General features: G+C 69.5%; 14 protein-coding genes. 10 read left to right on the top strand and 4 right to left on the bottom strand.

The window, feature by feature from the left end; genetic code table 11:
* Positions 1-5: 5 nt before the first annotated feature.
* The 6 genes from mftD (at position 6) to ACIRRY_RS29455 (ending at position 6,008) form a co-directional block, all read left to right on the top strand.
* Positions 6-1,196, top strand: a complete 1,191-nt coding sequence (mftD, locus tag ACIRRY_RS29480) for a pre-mycofactocin synthase MftD (protein ID WP_403978209.1) — start codon at positions 6-8, stop codon at positions 1,194-1,196.
* A 2-nt stretch (positions 1,197-1,198) separates the two neighbouring features.
* Positions 1,199-1,948, top strand: coding sequence for a mycofactocin biosynthesis peptidyl-dipeptidase MftE (gene mftE, locus ACIRRY_RS29475; protein ID WP_403978206.1), 750 nt, complete (start codon positions 1,199-1,201; stop codon positions 1,946-1,948).
* Positions 1,945-3,330 (top strand): mycofactocin biosynthesis glycosyltransferase MftF, encoded by a 1,386-nt coding sequence (mftF, locus tag ACIRRY_RS29470; protein ID WP_403978203.1) that lies wholly within the window; start codon positions 1,945-1,947, stop codon positions 3,328-3,330. Before mftE ends, mftF begins: the two co-directional genes overlap by 4 nt.
* 121 nt (positions 3,331-3,451) lie before the next feature.
* Entirely contained in the window at positions 3,452-4,633 is a 1,182-nt protein-coding gene (locus ACIRRY_RS29465; protein WP_403978200.1) for a hydroxylase, read from the top strand.
* 36 nt (positions 4,634-4,669) lie between these two features.
* On the top strand, positions 4,670-5,188 hold the full coding sequence (locus ACIRRY_RS29460) for a flavin reductase family protein (RefSeq protein ID WP_403978197.1): 519 nt from the start codon (positions 4,670-4,672) through the stop codon (positions 5,186-5,188).
* 76 nt (positions 5,189-5,264) lie between these two features.
* Positions 5,265-6,008 (top strand): hypothetical protein, encoded by a 744-nt coding sequence (locus ACIRRY_RS29455; RefSeq protein ID WP_403978194.1) that lies wholly within the window; start codon positions 5,265-5,267, stop codon positions 6,006-6,008.
* Positions 6,009-6,273: 265 nt separating this feature from the next.
* Here ACIRRY_RS29455 and ACIRRY_RS29450 read toward each other — a convergent pair whose 3' ends face one another.
* Positions 6,274-6,879 carry a TetR/AcrR family transcriptional regulator gene (locus ACIRRY_RS29450; protein WP_403978191.1) on the bottom strand — a complete coding sequence of 202 codons (606 nt, stop codon included), beginning with the start codon at positions 6,877-6,879 and terminating at the stop codon, positions 6,274-6,276.
* A 198-nt stretch (positions 6,880-7,077) separates the two neighbouring features.
* On the opposite strand from ACIRRY_RS29450, the gene ACIRRY_RS29445 reads away from it, so the two are divergent.
* Entirely contained in the window at positions 7,078-8,082 is a 1,005-nt protein-coding gene (locus ACIRRY_RS29445) for an ATP-binding cassette domain-containing protein (RefSeq protein WP_403978188.1), read from the top strand.
* A gap of 65 nt (positions 8,083-8,147) precedes the next feature.
* Complete coding sequence (locus ACIRRY_RS29440; protein WP_403978185.1) at positions 8,148-8,999, top strand: ABC transporter permease; 852 nt, start codon at positions 8,148-8,150, stop codon at positions 8,997-8,999.
* Positions 9,000-9,012: 13 nt separating this feature from the next.
* Here ACIRRY_RS29440 and ACIRRY_RS29435 read toward each other — a convergent pair whose 3' ends face one another.
* Positions 9,013-9,762: a TetR/AcrR family transcriptional regulator gene (locus ACIRRY_RS29435; RefSeq protein WP_403978183.1), complete on the bottom strand. Its 750-nt coding sequence runs from the start codon at positions 9,760-9,762 to the stop codon at positions 9,013-9,015.
* 105 nt (positions 9,763-9,867) lie between these two features.
* Here ACIRRY_RS29435 and ACIRRY_RS29430 point away from each other — a divergent pair, with 105 nt between their 5' ends.
* Positions 9,868-10,767 (top strand): NmrA/HSCARG family protein, encoded by a 900-nt coding sequence (locus ACIRRY_RS29430; RefSeq protein WP_403978181.1) that lies wholly within the window; start codon positions 9,868-9,870, stop codon positions 10,765-10,767.
* A 229-nt stretch (positions 10,768-10,996) separates the two neighbouring features.
* On the top strand, positions 10,997-11,155 hold the full coding sequence (locus ACIRRY_RS29425; RefSeq protein WP_403978178.1) for a hypothetical protein: 159 nt from the start codon (positions 10,997-10,999) through the stop codon (positions 11,153-11,155).
* A gap of 35 nt (positions 11,156-11,190) precedes the next feature.
* On the opposite strand, the gene ACIRRY_RS29420 is transcribed toward ACIRRY_RS29425, so the two are convergent.
* A complete protein-coding gene (locus ACIRRY_RS29420) occupies positions 11,191-11,859 on the bottom strand; it encodes a PASTA domain-containing protein (protein WP_403978176.1) in 669 nt (222 codons plus the stop codon).
* 118 nt (positions 11,860-11,977) lie between these two features.
* Positions 11,978-13,165 (bottom strand): prolyl oligopeptidase family serine peptidase, encoded by a 1,188-nt coding sequence (locus tag ACIRRY_RS29415; RefSeq protein ID WP_403978173.1) that lies wholly within the window; start codon positions 13,163-13,165, stop codon positions 11,978-11,980.
* Positions 13,166-13,338: the final 173 nt, after the last annotated feature.

The following is a 13,338-nucleotide window of genomic DNA, read 5'->3' as shown; positions in this document are numbered from 1 at the left end:
ACGTCATGGGCAGGAACCCCTGGTTCGAGACGGTCGCCGAAGCACAGCGCCGCGCGAAGAGACGGCTGCCGAGCACGGTCTACGGCGCGCTCGTCGCGGGCTCGGAGCGCGGTCGTACGATCGACGACAACACGGCCGCGTTCGCCCAACTGGGCTTCGCACCCAGGGTCGTCGGCCACCACGCGGAGCGCGACCTGTCCACGACCGTGCTCGGAGTACCCACCTCCCTCCCCGTGCTCATCTCGCCGACCGGTGTGCAGGCCGTGGACCCCGAGGGCGAGGTGGCCGTGGCCCGGGCGGCGGCGAACAGGGACGTCGTGATGGGCCTGAGTTCCTTCGCCAGCAAGCCGGTTGAGGAAGTCGCCGCCGTGCAGCCGAACCTCTTCTACCAGCTCTACTGGAGCGGCACGCGCGCCACGATGGTGCAGCGTATGGACCGGGCCAGGGCGGCCGGTGCCAAGGCGCTCATCGTCACCCTCGACTGGTCCTTCTCCCACGGCCGGGACTGGGGGAGTCCCTCCATCCCGGACAAGCTCGATCTGAAGACGATGCTGAAGTTCGCGCCCGACGTGCTGCCCCACCCCGGCTGGCTGCTCCGGTTCGCCAAGTCCCGCCGCCTGCCCGACCTTTCGGTCCCCAACCTGCGGCCCCCGGGCGGCGAGTCCCCCACCTTCTTCGGCGCCTACGGCGAGTGGATGCAGACCACACCCCCGACCTGGGAGGACGTGGCGTGGTTGCGCAAGGAGTGGGGCGGGCCCTTCCTGCTCAAGGGAGTCACCCGCGTGGACGACGCCAAGCGGGCCGTCGACGCCGGAGTGTCCGCCCTGTCCGTCTCCAACCACGGGGGCAACAACCTCGACACCACCCCCGCCACCATCCGCGTGCTCCCCGCCATAGCGGACGCGGTCGGCGCGCAGATCGAAGTCCTCCTCGACGGCGGTGTGCGGCGGGGCGGAGACGTGGCCAAGGCCCTCGCCCTGGGCGCCCGCGCCGTGCTGATCGGCCGTGCCTACCTCTGGGGCCTGGCCGCGAACGGGCAAGCGGGTGTGGAGAACGTCCTGGACATCCTGCGCAGCGGACTCGACTCGGCGGTCCTGGGCCTCGGGCACTCCTCCGTCCACGAGTTGACGCCGGACGACCTGGTCATCCCGCCGGGCTTCCCCCTCGTTCTGGGCCGCGACGCCCCGGCCGCCTGAGCATGGTCGGGGGCCCGGCGACCGAACTCGCCCACACCGCCTGGCCGTTCGTGCCGTCCGACGCGCTGGTCCTGCTGCCGATCGGGTCCACCGAACAGCACGGCCCGCACCTGCCGCTCGACACGGACAGCGTCATCGCCGAGGCCGTCGCGCGTCGAACGGCAACTGCCGTGCCCGGGGCGCTGGTTGCGCCGACGCTCCGCTACGGTGCCAGCGGCGAGCACGCGGGTTTCCCCGGCACCGTCTCGATCGGCCACGAAGCGCTGCGCGTGGTGCTGGTGGAGGCCGTACGCTCGCTGTCCCTGTGGGCCGGGCGGATCGTCCTCGTCAACGGCCACGGCGGCAACACCGCCACCCTCGACGCCGCCCTGCGTCTGCTGCGCACCGAAGGCCATGACGTGGCCTGGACCGGCTGCGCCGTTCCGGGAGGCGACGCGCACGCCGGTCGTACCGAGACCTCGGTGATGCTCCATCTCGCCCCAAACCACGTGCACTTGGAGGCGGCGGTCGTCGGTGACACCCGGCCGCTCGCCGTCCTCCTCCCGGACCTGATGGCCCACGGGGTCCGCGCGGTCTCCCCCTCCGGCATCCTCGGCGACCCGACCGGCGCCTCGGCTGCGGAGGGACGCAAGGCGATGGACATGATGGTGTCGGCAGCCGTCCGCCGGATCGCCGCCTGGACCGTGGACGCCCGGGGCCGCCTCGCCGAACCGGTCCCGGGGAAGTCGCCCCACCAGGTCGTGCGGCCGTGACGCTGCCCGTCGGCTTCCTGGTCCAACTCGACCGGCACACCCGGGTGGTGGACGGCGGCCGGGCCCTCGTCGGCGGTTTCCCAACGCGCCTGATCCGATTGACCCCACGGGCCAGGCGGCTGCTCAGCGGGCGGATGTTGCGGGTGCGGGGCGCGGCGAGCGCGCTGCTCGCGGACCGGCTCCTCGACCTCGGGATGGTCAATCCCGTCGTAGCCTCGCTGCCTCTGCCGACCGATCCCCGCTGCACGGTCGTCGTGCCGGTTCGCGACCGCCCACGTCAACTGGCCCGGCTGCTCAGCAGTGTTGGCGAGGATCACCCCGTGATCGTGGTCGACGACGCGTCACGGCACCCGAGGGCCGTCGCCGCCGTAGCCGCCGAACACGGCGCCACGCTGGTTCCGTTGACGACGAACGTGGGTCCGGCCGCCGCGCGCAACGTCGGACTGCGGCTCGTCACCACCCCCTTCGTCGTGTTCGCCGACTCCGACATCGTGCTGCCCCCCGACACCGTGCCCACCCTCCTCCGGCACTTCGCCGACCCCGCCGTCGCCATGGCCGTACCCCGTATCACCGGGCTGCCCTCCGCCGCCCCGACCTGGATCGAACGCTACGAGAACGCCCGCTCCTCCCTCGACCTGGGCGCCCACTCGGCCGGAGTCCGCCCCGGCAGCCCCGTTTCCTGGGCGTCCACGGCCTGCGTCGTGGCACGGGTGGACGCGCTGAAGGACGGCTTCGACGAACGGATGCGGGTCGGCGAGGACGTCGACCTGTGCTGGCGCCTGATCGAACAGGGCCGACGCGTGCGCTACGAACCGGCCGCCGAGGCAGCCCACGAACACCGCGCGCGGGCCGGCGACTGGCTGCTCCGCAAGGCCGTCTACGGCACCGGCGCGCAGCCTCTCGCCGCACGCCATCCGCGATTCATCGCCCCGGCCATGTTCGCCCCCTGGAGCGCCGCGTTCGTCACCGCCCTGCTCGCCCAGCGGCGTTGGTCGGTCCCCGTCGCCGGGGCCGTCCTTGTGGGCGTCACCTTCCGAATCGGCCGCAAACTCGACGGCACCGGGCACCCGCACCGGCTCGCCGCGCGGCTCACGGCCAACGGGGCGTTGGCCGCCGTGGCCCAGACGTCGGCCCTGCTCAACCGGCACTGGTGGCCTCTCACGGTCGTCGGCTGTGTGGCGTCCCGCCGGGTACGCAGGGCCGCCGCACTGGCCGCGCTGGCCGACATCGCTCTTGAGTACCGGCGCGACCGGGCCCATCTCGACCCGGTCCGCTACGGCGTCGCGCGCCGCCTCGACGACCTCGCCTACGGGGCCGGTGTCTGGCTGTCCGCTCTCAAGGGCCGCTCCAGCATGGCGCTGCGACCTCGTATCACCCGCTGATCCTTAAGTCCCGGTCAGCGGAAACCGGCCAGCAAACGCTCGGTCCAGGAAATGACACTGGGATCATCCCGCCGCGCGTGTGCGGCACTTGCGAGGTATCAGGCAGCAGGAGGTGTGCGGCGTGACGCACGAAGTGGTCAACCGTGTCGAGGATCTCGGGCCCGAACTGGCCGCGCTCGCCGAAGAGAACGAGAAACTCGGCAAGTTGAGCGACCGCACGGTCGAACTGCTCCGCTCGGCAGGCGTGATCCGGCTCCTCCAGCCCAAGGAGTTCGGCGGCTACAGCGCCCACCCCCGGGACTTCGCGGAAGCGGTGATGGCCGTAGCACGGCACGACGGGGCCGCCGGATGGGTGAGCGGAGTCGTCGGCGTACACCCTTGGGAACTGGCCCAGTTGGACCCCCGGCTCGCGCACGAGGTGTGGGACGAGAACCCGGACACCTGGATCGCCTCGCCGTACATGCCCAACGGCATCGCCGACCCGGTGGAGGGCGGATACGTCCTCAGCGGACGCTGGCCCTTCTCCTCCGGCAGCGACCACTGCGACTGGGACTTCCTCGGCGCGCTGGTCGGCGACGGCAAGGGCAGGCCGGCCGGCCCGATCTCCGTACTCCACGTCGTGCTGCCGCGCTCCGACTACGAGATCATCGACGGCACTTGGGACGTCGTCGGCCTGGCGGGTACCGGCAGCAAGGACGTCGTCGTAGACAAGGCGTTCATCCCCACCTACCGCACCATCAAGCAGGAGACGGTCCAGGAGGGCAGCGCCGCCGAGGCGGTCGGACTCACCGACACCCTCTACAAGTTGCCCTTCAGCTCCATGTTCCCCCTCGGCATCACCGCCGCCGTCATCGGCATCTGCGAGGGCGCGCTCGACCTCCACCTCTCCCAGCAGCGCGACCGCGTCGCCGTGACCGGGGTCCAAGTACGCGACGACCCCTATGTGTTGTACGCCGCCGGGGAGGCCGCGGCGGAGATCGCCGCATCCCGGGTCCAACTGATCGACGGCATCAGCCGGTTGTACGACCAGGTCGAGGCCGGGAAGCCCGTCAGCATCGAGGACCGGTCCAACGTCCGCCGCAACCAGGTCCGTTGCGCCTGGCGTGCCGTCTCCGCGCTGGACGAGATCTTCGTACGGTCCGGCGGCAACGCGATCCGGCGAGACAACCCGATGCAGCGGTTCTGGCGGGACGCGCACGTGGGACTCCAGCACATGATCCATGTCCCCGGATCCGCGTACCACGCCAACGCCCTTGCGCAGATGGGACTTGAGCTGCCCGAGGCGATGCGCGTCCTGATCTGACGGGCCGTAGAGAACGTGCGAGAACAAGGAGGGGCCGTGACGGACGCCATCGAGGGGCGCTACTTCCGTGAGGTGCTGGGGCACTTCCCCACGAGCGTGGTCGCCATCACCACGACGGACAGCGACCGGCAACCCCAGGGCATGATCGTCGGAACCTTCATGTCCGTGTCCCTGGAACCGCCCCTGGTGTCCTTCCTGGTGGACGGTTCCTCCAACACCCTGCGGACGATCCGGAAGGCCGGGCGGTTCTGCGCCAACGCGCTCGCGGGCAACCAGGAACGCCTCTCCCGGCGGATGGCCGGCGGCCCGAACCGCTTCGCGGGCGCCGACTGGCAGGATTCCCCGCTCGGCAATCCCGTCCTGGACGGAGTCGTCGCCTGGGTCGACTGCTCCGTCGAGAAAATCGTCGAACTCGGCGACCACCAACTGGTCGTCGGACGGGTCCGCACACTCCGCGTCGAGTCGATGAAGACCCCCTTGCTCTTCTTCCGCGGCGGCTACGGCGACTATCTGTCGAGTACGAACCTGCTGCTGGACAGCCTCGTCGGCTGGTAAGAGAACCAAGAACATCTGGCGAGAGCGCAAAGAACACAATGAGCCGCTCGATCGCGAGATCAAAGGAGATCCGCTGATGCGACAAGACCTGCATTTCAGACTGGAACGCATCTCTGCCTGGTGCGGATTTGTACTGTTGCTGGGATTCGCCGTCGCTTTCTCCGTCGGCCATCTCATCACGCCGATGGACCCGACGGAGAACGCCCAGGGCGTCGTGAAATTCCTCACCGACCATCAGACGGGCATCCTCGCCTGCGCCGCGATCATGGTCCTCGTCGTGCCGTTCGAGTACCCCTTCGTGGTGGTCACCAGCATGCAGATGCGCCGTATCGAGGGCGGGTGGGGTCTGCTGTCCATGATCCAGCTCCTTACCGGCGTCGTCGCACCGATCGGCTTCTTCTTCCCGATCGCGATACTCGCGGCGGCGGCCTATCGACCGGAGAGCCATTCGCCCGACGTGCTCTACGCGATGTCGGACATCTACTGGCTCATGCTGGTCGGCAACGCCTGCATATTCGTCCTCCAGGTCTGGTCGATCGGCTACGCGGCACTCGTCGACGACCGGGCCAAGCCGGTGTTCCCGCGCTGGTTCGGATATCTCAACCTGGTCCTCGGAGTTCTGCTGATCCCGGGTGCCTTTGTCTTCCTCACCAAGACCGGCCCCTTCGCCTGGAACGGGCTCCTCGCGAACGTCCTTCCCACGGTGGTGTACTTCATCTGGAAAATCGCCACACCGATCGTGCTGTTGCGCGCCGTGAAATCAGAAGAGGAAGAGGCCGCAGCGACGGCGGTGGAACCAGCCGAACTGGCGAGCACGTAGCACTCCAGCCGTAGATCGTGATCTTCGGGCCCGGGTCAGGTCTGCACGATCGATGAAGATCTTGAGCGGGGGGGGGGGGGGGGGGGGGGGGCGCCCCCCCCCCCCCCCCCGGGGGGGGGGGGGGGCCCCGCCCCCCCCCCCCCCCCCCCACCCCTTCGCCATGAGGTGTTGGGGACGATTGTCCGCCGGGCACAGCGGCGCCGGGCGTCCCGGCGCCGCTGTGCCCGTCCGGCCCGCCGCGCTTCCGCCGCCGTGGAAACGGCTGTCAGTCCCGCAGCAGAGTGGCGACCGCGGTGCGGATGTGTTCCCGCAGCAGGTCCGTGTTCAGGTCCTCGTAGAAGGACGTGTACATCACCAGTGGTCCCATCATGGCGCCGAAGGCGCAGCCGAGCCGGATCCGGTCGGCGGGGGGCAGGGACGGGTCGGCGAACAGTGCGGCGAGGGGCGCGCCCTGGGCCTCGATCCGTGGCCCGAGGACCGGGTCGTCGGCGAACAGCTTCTGGAAGGCGTCGTCGTTGCGGTCCCAGACCATGAACAGCCGGCGGTTCGTCAGGGCGATCTCGATGATCTGGTCGAACGCGCGCTGCCACGCCCCCGTGTCCTTGCCCGCCACGGTGAGACGGTCCGCGATGCCGCCGTTCACCTCCATGATCTGCTCCACGATGACCCGCGCGATGTCCTCCTTGGTGCGGAAGTGGTAGTAGATCGCCGCCTTGCTCACGCTCAGGCGCTCGGCGATCTCGCGCAGGGACGTCCCGCCGTATCCCTGCGTGGTGAACAGCTCTATGGCCACGGAGAGGAGCCGGTCGCGGGTACCGCCGGAACCGGATTCCCTCTTGCTGACCTGGTCATTCGTTGTCCGACTGGCCATGACGACAGAACTCTCCTTGACGATCGGCAAGTGCACGCCCTAGCGTTTGGCAAGTAAGGGCTCAGTGAGGCGTCCAGGAAATGCTTTACGGTGAGCCCGGTTTTTCACCTGCACAGTAGCAAGTCGGGGGCCGGATCCGGTCGCCCGGACCGTCGGTCGGTCACTCGGCCCAGTCCCTTGTCCGGTGAGGAGAAGTCCGTGGCTGTCTCTGTGCGAAACGACATCGCCATCAGCGTCAAAGGCCTCGTCAAACGTTTCGGCGATCACGAAGCCCTCAAGGGCGTCGACCTGGAGGTTCCGGCCGGCACGGTCGTCGGGGTCCTCGGGCCCAACGGCGCAGGCAAGACCACGACCGTCCGGGTGCTCACGACACTCCTCAAACCCGACGGCGGGGAAGTGCGGGTGGGTGGTCACGACGTACGCGGGGATCCCGCCGCCGTCCGCCGGACCGTCGGCCTGACGGGCCAGTACGCGGCGCTGGACGAGTTCCAGGGCGGCCGCGACAACCTCGTCATGATCGGTCGGCTGGCCGGACTGCGCCGCCGGGCGGCGCACGAGCGGGCCGAGGAACTGCTGGACGAGTTCGACCTCTTGGCGGCTGCCGGGCGGCCGGTGAAGGGTTACTCCGGCGGTATGCGCCGCCGTCTCGACCTCGCCGCCAGCCTGGTGTCACGCCCGCGCATCCTCTTCCTCGACGAGCCCACGACCGGACTCGACCCACGCAGCCGGAACGTGATGTGGGAGGTCATCCGCGAACTGGTGGCCGGCGGAGCGACCATCTTCCTCACCACCCAGTATCTGGAGGAGGCCGATCAACTGGCCGGCCAGATCGTGGTGATCGACCGGGGCGAGACCATCGCCAAGGGCACCCCGAGCCAACTCAAGTCCGTTCTGGGCGGGGCCCAGTTGGAGATCGCGGTCTCACCCGGCGACGATCTCGACACGGCGGCCCTGATCCTGGACGGCTTCGGCACCGGACCCGCCACCACGGACTCGGCGACGCGCCATGTGAGGGTGCCCGTGACCGCGCGGCCCCGGCTGGCCACCGAGGTGGTCGAGGCGCTGATCGCGCAGGGCGTCAGCCTGGACGACTGCTCCGTCCGACGGCCCTCCCTCGACGACGTGTTCCTCGCGCTGACCGGTCACGTGACGGTCGAGAGCCGGGCGGTGGACGACAACGACGTCGTGGCCACGGCCGGTTGAAGGCGCCCTCCACACCTCTTCCCCCTCCGCACCCCATCTTCCCCATGCCGTTTGGAGACCACCACATGACCACCCTGACCGCCGCCCCCGACCTCGACTCGGGACTCGGTTCGGTCGGCCGGTTCCGCAGACTGATCAACGACACGCTGGTGCTGACCCGCCGGAACCTGGCCCGGACGCTGAGCGAGCCGGAGTCGCTGATCGACGTGACACTCACACCCGTGGTGTTCACCCTGCTCTTCGCCTACGTGGTGGGCGGAGCCATCGCGCTGCCGAACGGCGTGAGTTACCACGACTACCTGATTCCGGGCATGTTCGCGATGACCATGACGTCGGCGTCGACCGGTACCGCGAGCGCCGTCAACCACGACATGGCGAACGGGATCATCGACCGTTTCCGGTCCCTCCCGATGTCCCGGGCCGGCGTTCTGGCCGGGCAGAGCCTGGCGGACCTGCTCACCACCGTCATCGCGGTGATCGTCCTCGCCGTGACCGGACTGGCGATCGGCTGGCGCATCCACACCGATGCCGGACATGCCGCGGAGGCCTTCGTCCTCGTCCTGCTGTTCGCCTACGCCCTCAACTGGGGCATGGCCTGTCTCGGCATGGTGTTCCGCAGCGCCGAGGGAGTGCAGCAGTTCGGCGTCCTGCTGATGCTCGGCCTCACCTTCGTGTCGAGTGCGTTCGTCCCCACCTCGGGCATGCCGTCCTGGCTGCGGTTGGTGGCGAACTGGAATCCGCTCAGCTCACTCTCCGCCGCCATCAGGGAACTGTTCGGGAATCCGAATCCGGCGAGTGAGGTGCACGCCTGGCCCCTGCAGCATCCCGTCCTCGCGACGACCGTCTACTCGCTCGCGTTGATCGCCGTCTTCGCACCGCTGGCCGTACGGCTCTATCGAACGCGTACCAGCCTGTAGTCACTGCCCTGCATCAGGAAGCCGTTGCCTGTCCGAGGCGGCGGCGACGTGCTCGCTGTCGGCACGTTGCTCCGCAGTAGCGGGCCGGGCGGCCGGTGGTCCGGGACTCCAGCTGGGTCCCGCACTCCTCGCACAGCGGCGCGGAGCGAAGAGCGCCATGTCCGTCACGAAAAACCTGCCCTTCCGTGACGGACACGGGACTCCGCAGGCTCTCCAGTGCCAGCCGCACCATGCGGGAGCCGCCGTTCCGGTCGCGGTGTGCGGCCCATATCGTCGCGCACCCGACGGTGAGCGCGGCGACATCGTCCGCACTGACGTCGGCGCGGACCCCGCCGGCCCGCTGGGCCGCGCGGAGCAGTTCGTCGAGTGCCTGGCGGAACCGTCGCGCCGAGGCGGCCAGGCCGGGGCGCGGCCAGCTCGTCTCCGTCGTCAAGGCGTCGCAGGCGCGCTTGCGCCCGTGGGATGCGACGACCACCTCCAGGAGGAAGCCGAAGAACGCGGTGACAGGGTCGGTCCGGGCAGCCCATCGCCGAGCGGCCTCCACCCTGTTGTCGATCTGCTGGACAAGTACGGCCTCCAGCAGGATTTCCTTGCTGGGGAAGTGCCGGTAGACCGTGCCGGCGCCGACTCCCGCCTGCTGTGCGATCGAGCCGAGCGAGACGTCCAGGCCCTGTTCGTCGAACGCCCGCGAGGCGGCGGCGAGCACCTTCGTACGGTTGCGGCGGGCATCGGCCCGACCGACGTCACGGGGAGGTGCGGTCATGTCACGTAATCCCTTGTCCGTCTGACTCAACCGGGTGCAGCATTCCACATCGACCCCGGGCCGAACCCCACCGTGCCCACCGACAATCCCGGGGTGGAGGACAACATGACCACTGACCGCTTGGTCGTCGTGACCGGTGCGACCGGCCGGCAGGGCGGCGCCACCGCACGCCGGCTCCTGGCGGCCGGCAGACCGGTGCGCGTACTCGTACGGGACACAACGGCTCCCGCTGCCAAGGCACTTGGAAACGCCGGGGCCGAGCTCGCCCGTGGCGACTTCGACGACCCGTCGAGCCTGCCCGCGGCGCTGAAGGGTGCAACGGCGCTGTTCGCCGTGCCGCCCGCGGCCTTCGGACCGGCCGGGCCCGACATGGAGCGGGAGTTCGCCCGAGGCCGGGCACTGACCGATGCCGCGGCCGCCGTAGGCGTCGAGCACGTCGTGTTCACGGGCGTGGCATCCACGCCGGGTCGCCCCGGTGGCTCCGAAGCAAAGAAGCGCATCGAGGACTATCTGCGTGAGCGGATCCGGTCGGTGACCGTGCTGCGCCCGGTGCGGTTCATGTCGAACTACCTCGGTTCCGCGCCCATCGGCCTCGACGGCATCGCCGGCGGCGTGCACCGGCACGTCTTCCCGCCGGACGAACCTGCCCAGATCATCGCGGTGGAGGACATCGCCGAGTTCGCCGCGCTCGCCTTCGACCAGCCGGACCGCTTCGCGGGGCGGACTCTGGAACTGGCCGGGGACGCCCCCACCCCGACCGAGGCGGTCGCCGCGATCAGCGCGGCCACCGGAGTCACGGTGCGCTACGAGCAGATCACCAGCGCCGAGGCCGCCGCGCTGAACCCCGAGATCGCACAGGCCCGCGATCGCTGGGCAGCCGGATCACGCTGGCACGCCGACATCGAGGCGCTGCGCGTCATCCATCCCGGACTGCGCACGCTCACGGACTGGCTCGCCGAATCCGGCGCTGCGCTGCTGCGGGAGCGACTCCGCGACACCGCATAGCGCCCGGGCTGTCGTTCGTGTTCTCGCTGGGCAGGGAGGTCGCGGGCCGACCCCGCCCGCTACCGCTGGAGAACTGGCCGCACACCATCAACCCGGCCCGGGAGAGCCGACGACGCGGAACGTGGGACGGTCGGCGGGATCGGGAAGTTGACGAAAGTCGTTCCTCGCGGCACGCTGGTTACGGCCACTCGGTGTTGCCGCGGGGAGCGATGAGGTACCGCTCGCCCTCGTGATCGGGTCCGACGCCGTGCGGGTCCCCGAGATCGCCCGCGGGGCACGCGTCTCCGAGGCCACCGTCTTTGCCCGCAAGCAAGAGGCCATCGCCGACGCCACCACCGCCCTCGCCGTACGGCCTTGCCGACTACGGCGTCCGGGCCGCGGGGCATGACGAGGAGGCCTGAACGGCACCTGCCGTAACGGGAGTTACGGGCAGGACTCCCCGAACTTCACCACGGAGAACTCCACCGGCTGTCCGCTCAGCGTCGTCCCGGCCGGTGGTTTCTGCGCGCACACCTGCCAGTTCGACTCCACCAGCACGTAACGGCCTTTCCCGGACGCGTCCTTGACCGTGATCGATGTACTGGAGGCGAGTGCGTCGCGCGCCGTGTTCACCGACTTTCCCTTGAAGTCCGGCATTTTATCGGCCGCTTGCGCGGGTGCCGACTGGTCCTTCGCCGGGCAGGTCTCGTCGAGTTTCACCGCGCCGAAGTCGAGTCGGGTGTCCGTGGACGTGGTGGTGCCGGCCTTCACGTTCTGGGAGCAGACCTTCCAGTCCCGGTCGAGGATCTGATGGCGTTCGCGGCCGAGCGAGTCGTGGGAGGTGAGGCTGTGGAAACCCTGCTTCTGGGCGGCGTCCTGGGCGGATTGGAGGCCCATGCCGACGAATTCGGGGACGGTCTTGGCCTCGCCACCGGTCTTGGCGTTGCTGCTCGCGCCTGCGGTCGTGGTCGTCGTACTTCCGCCGCCGGCGGTGCCGGTGTCGGTGCGGCAGGCGGCTGCGCTGCCGCCGATGACGAGGACGCCCGCGGCGACCGCGCCGAGGAGTCTCCAGTCGCGCTTCCTCGGTGGCGGTGTAAATGCGGAATTGGACACGGTACGCCCCCGATGTGTGGATGAAGGGACACTGTGTCAGATGTACCCACCCGTCCGCACATTGAGTGACGAACCGTGGCGGGATTCGGGGCCGGGTCCAACTGACCGCAGGCCGCGCCTACTTGAGGTGCTGCCCCAGGAAGTCGACGATGTGCCCCATCGTCTCCTGCGTGGACCAGGGCAGCGTGGCCGAGGTGTCGCCGGTGAACGACAGGTCGCCGTGGCCCGCGCCGGCGAGGACGTAGCGGGTGCTCTCGATCCCCTTGGCGCGCAGTGCCGTGTGCAGGTTAAGGGTCTCGCTCGGTGAGACCAGGTTGTCGGCGCTGCCGTGGAAGAGGACGAACGGTGCCGTCTTGGAACTGATGTGTGTCGCCGGGTCGGCCGCCGCGACCTCACTGGTGCGGTCCGCGACCGACTTCTTGGTGCCGGGGCCGTAGACCCACTGGGCGGCGCTGTTGCCCGCCGCGTAGTTGGCCTTCTGTGCCGCCGTGTCGTAGTCGGCGGCGAGCTCGGACAGATCGGCCGGGCCGAACTCGTCGACCACGCCCTGCACTTGACTGCTCTGGTCCAGATTGTCGCCGACGTCGAAGGACTTCTCCCCATTGGTCGCGCCGGTCATCGCGGCCAGGTAACCGCCCGCGGACTGGCCCCACACGGCGACCTGGTCGGCGTCGACGGAGTACTTGTCCGCGTTGGCCCGGAGGTACCGGATCGCGGACTTCACATCGGCGACCGCGTCCTTGTAGGTGGCGCCGTCCTTGGTAGTGCGGTACTGGAGGCTGGCCACGACATAGCCCTGGTCGGCGACATAGGTGCGCTGATTCAGGTTGGCGGTGCGGTCGGCCATGACGAACCCGCCTCCGGTCAGGTAGACGACCAGCGGCTTCTTGCCCGATGTGGATGTGGGCACCTGGATGTCCAGCTTCAGATCGCTCTTCCTGCCGTTGGTGGTCGGCGAGGAGTACGTGATGTCGTGCGTGGTGGTGATCCCCGAAGTGGCGCACTGGATCTGCGGACCCTTGGGGTCGATCACGATGCTGGTGCCGGTGTCCGACTTCTTGATGGTCTTGGCCATGGGGACGCCTCCCGCGTTGCCCGACGGCATCGCGGTGGGCGTCCCGGCACCGGCGGCGGCCGAGCCCGTGGGGCAGGCGGCCGTCTTGGCGCGGGCGCTGGTGGTGGACGCTCCGCTGGACGGGCTGTTGCCGCCGGAGGAGCAGGCGGTCAAGGCCAGCCCCGCTGCGATGGCGACCGTGACGGCGGCGCTGCCCCTCCGTCGAGCTTGCCGTGCCTTCTCTTCGCGCATGTCTGCGACTCCCGCCGATGTCGGATCGGTAAACGGAGATCTAATCTCCGTTTCGTTCCGTCACGGTAACACGAAACGGAGATCTAATCTCCGTTTGGGGGTGGGGGTGCGCGCCGGGACCGAACCTGATCAAGGGGCGCGCAGCTCGCGGCAGTACGATGAGCCGGACGGTT

It is taken from the genome of Streptomyces sp. NPDC101776, from assembly GCF_044766845.1.
Lineage (GTDB): Bacteria > Actinomycetota > Actinomycetes > Streptomycetales > Streptomycetaceae > Streptomyces.
Note: the sequence above shows the minus strand (reverse complement) of the source record. Positions and strands in the feature narration are given on the sequence as shown.

Coding starts and splice junctions, on each gene's coding strand:
- mftD (WP_403978209.1), top strand. CDS start 6: ATGGGCAGGAACCCCTGGTTCGAGACGGTCGCCGAAGCACAGCGCCGC.
- mftE (WP_403978206.1), top strand. CDS start 1,199: ATGGTCGGGGGCCCGGCGACCGAACTCGCCCACACCGCCTGGCCGTTC.
- ACIRRY_RS29455 (WP_403978194.1), top strand. CDS start 5,265: ATGCGACAAGACCTGCATTTCAGACTGGAACGCATCTCTGCCTGGTGC.
- ACIRRY_RS29450 (WP_403978191.1), bottom strand. CDS start 6,879: ATGGCCAGTCGGACAACGAATGACCAGGTCAGCAAGAGGGAATCCGGT.
- ACIRRY_RS29440 (WP_403978185.1), top strand. CDS start 8,148: ATGACCACCCTGACCGCCGCCCCCGACCTCGACTCGGGACTCGGTTCG.
- ACIRRY_RS29435 (WP_403978183.1), bottom strand. CDS start 9,762: ATGACCGCACCTCCCCGTGACGTCGGTCGGGCCGATGCCCGCCGCAAC.
- ACIRRY_RS29430 (WP_403978181.1), top strand. CDS start 9,868: ATGACCACTGACCGCTTGGTCGTCGTGACCGGTGCGACCGGCCGGCAG.
- ACIRRY_RS29415 (WP_403978173.1), bottom strand. CDS start 13,165: ATGCGCGAAGAGAAGGCACGGCAAGCTCGACGGAGGGGCAGCGCCGCC.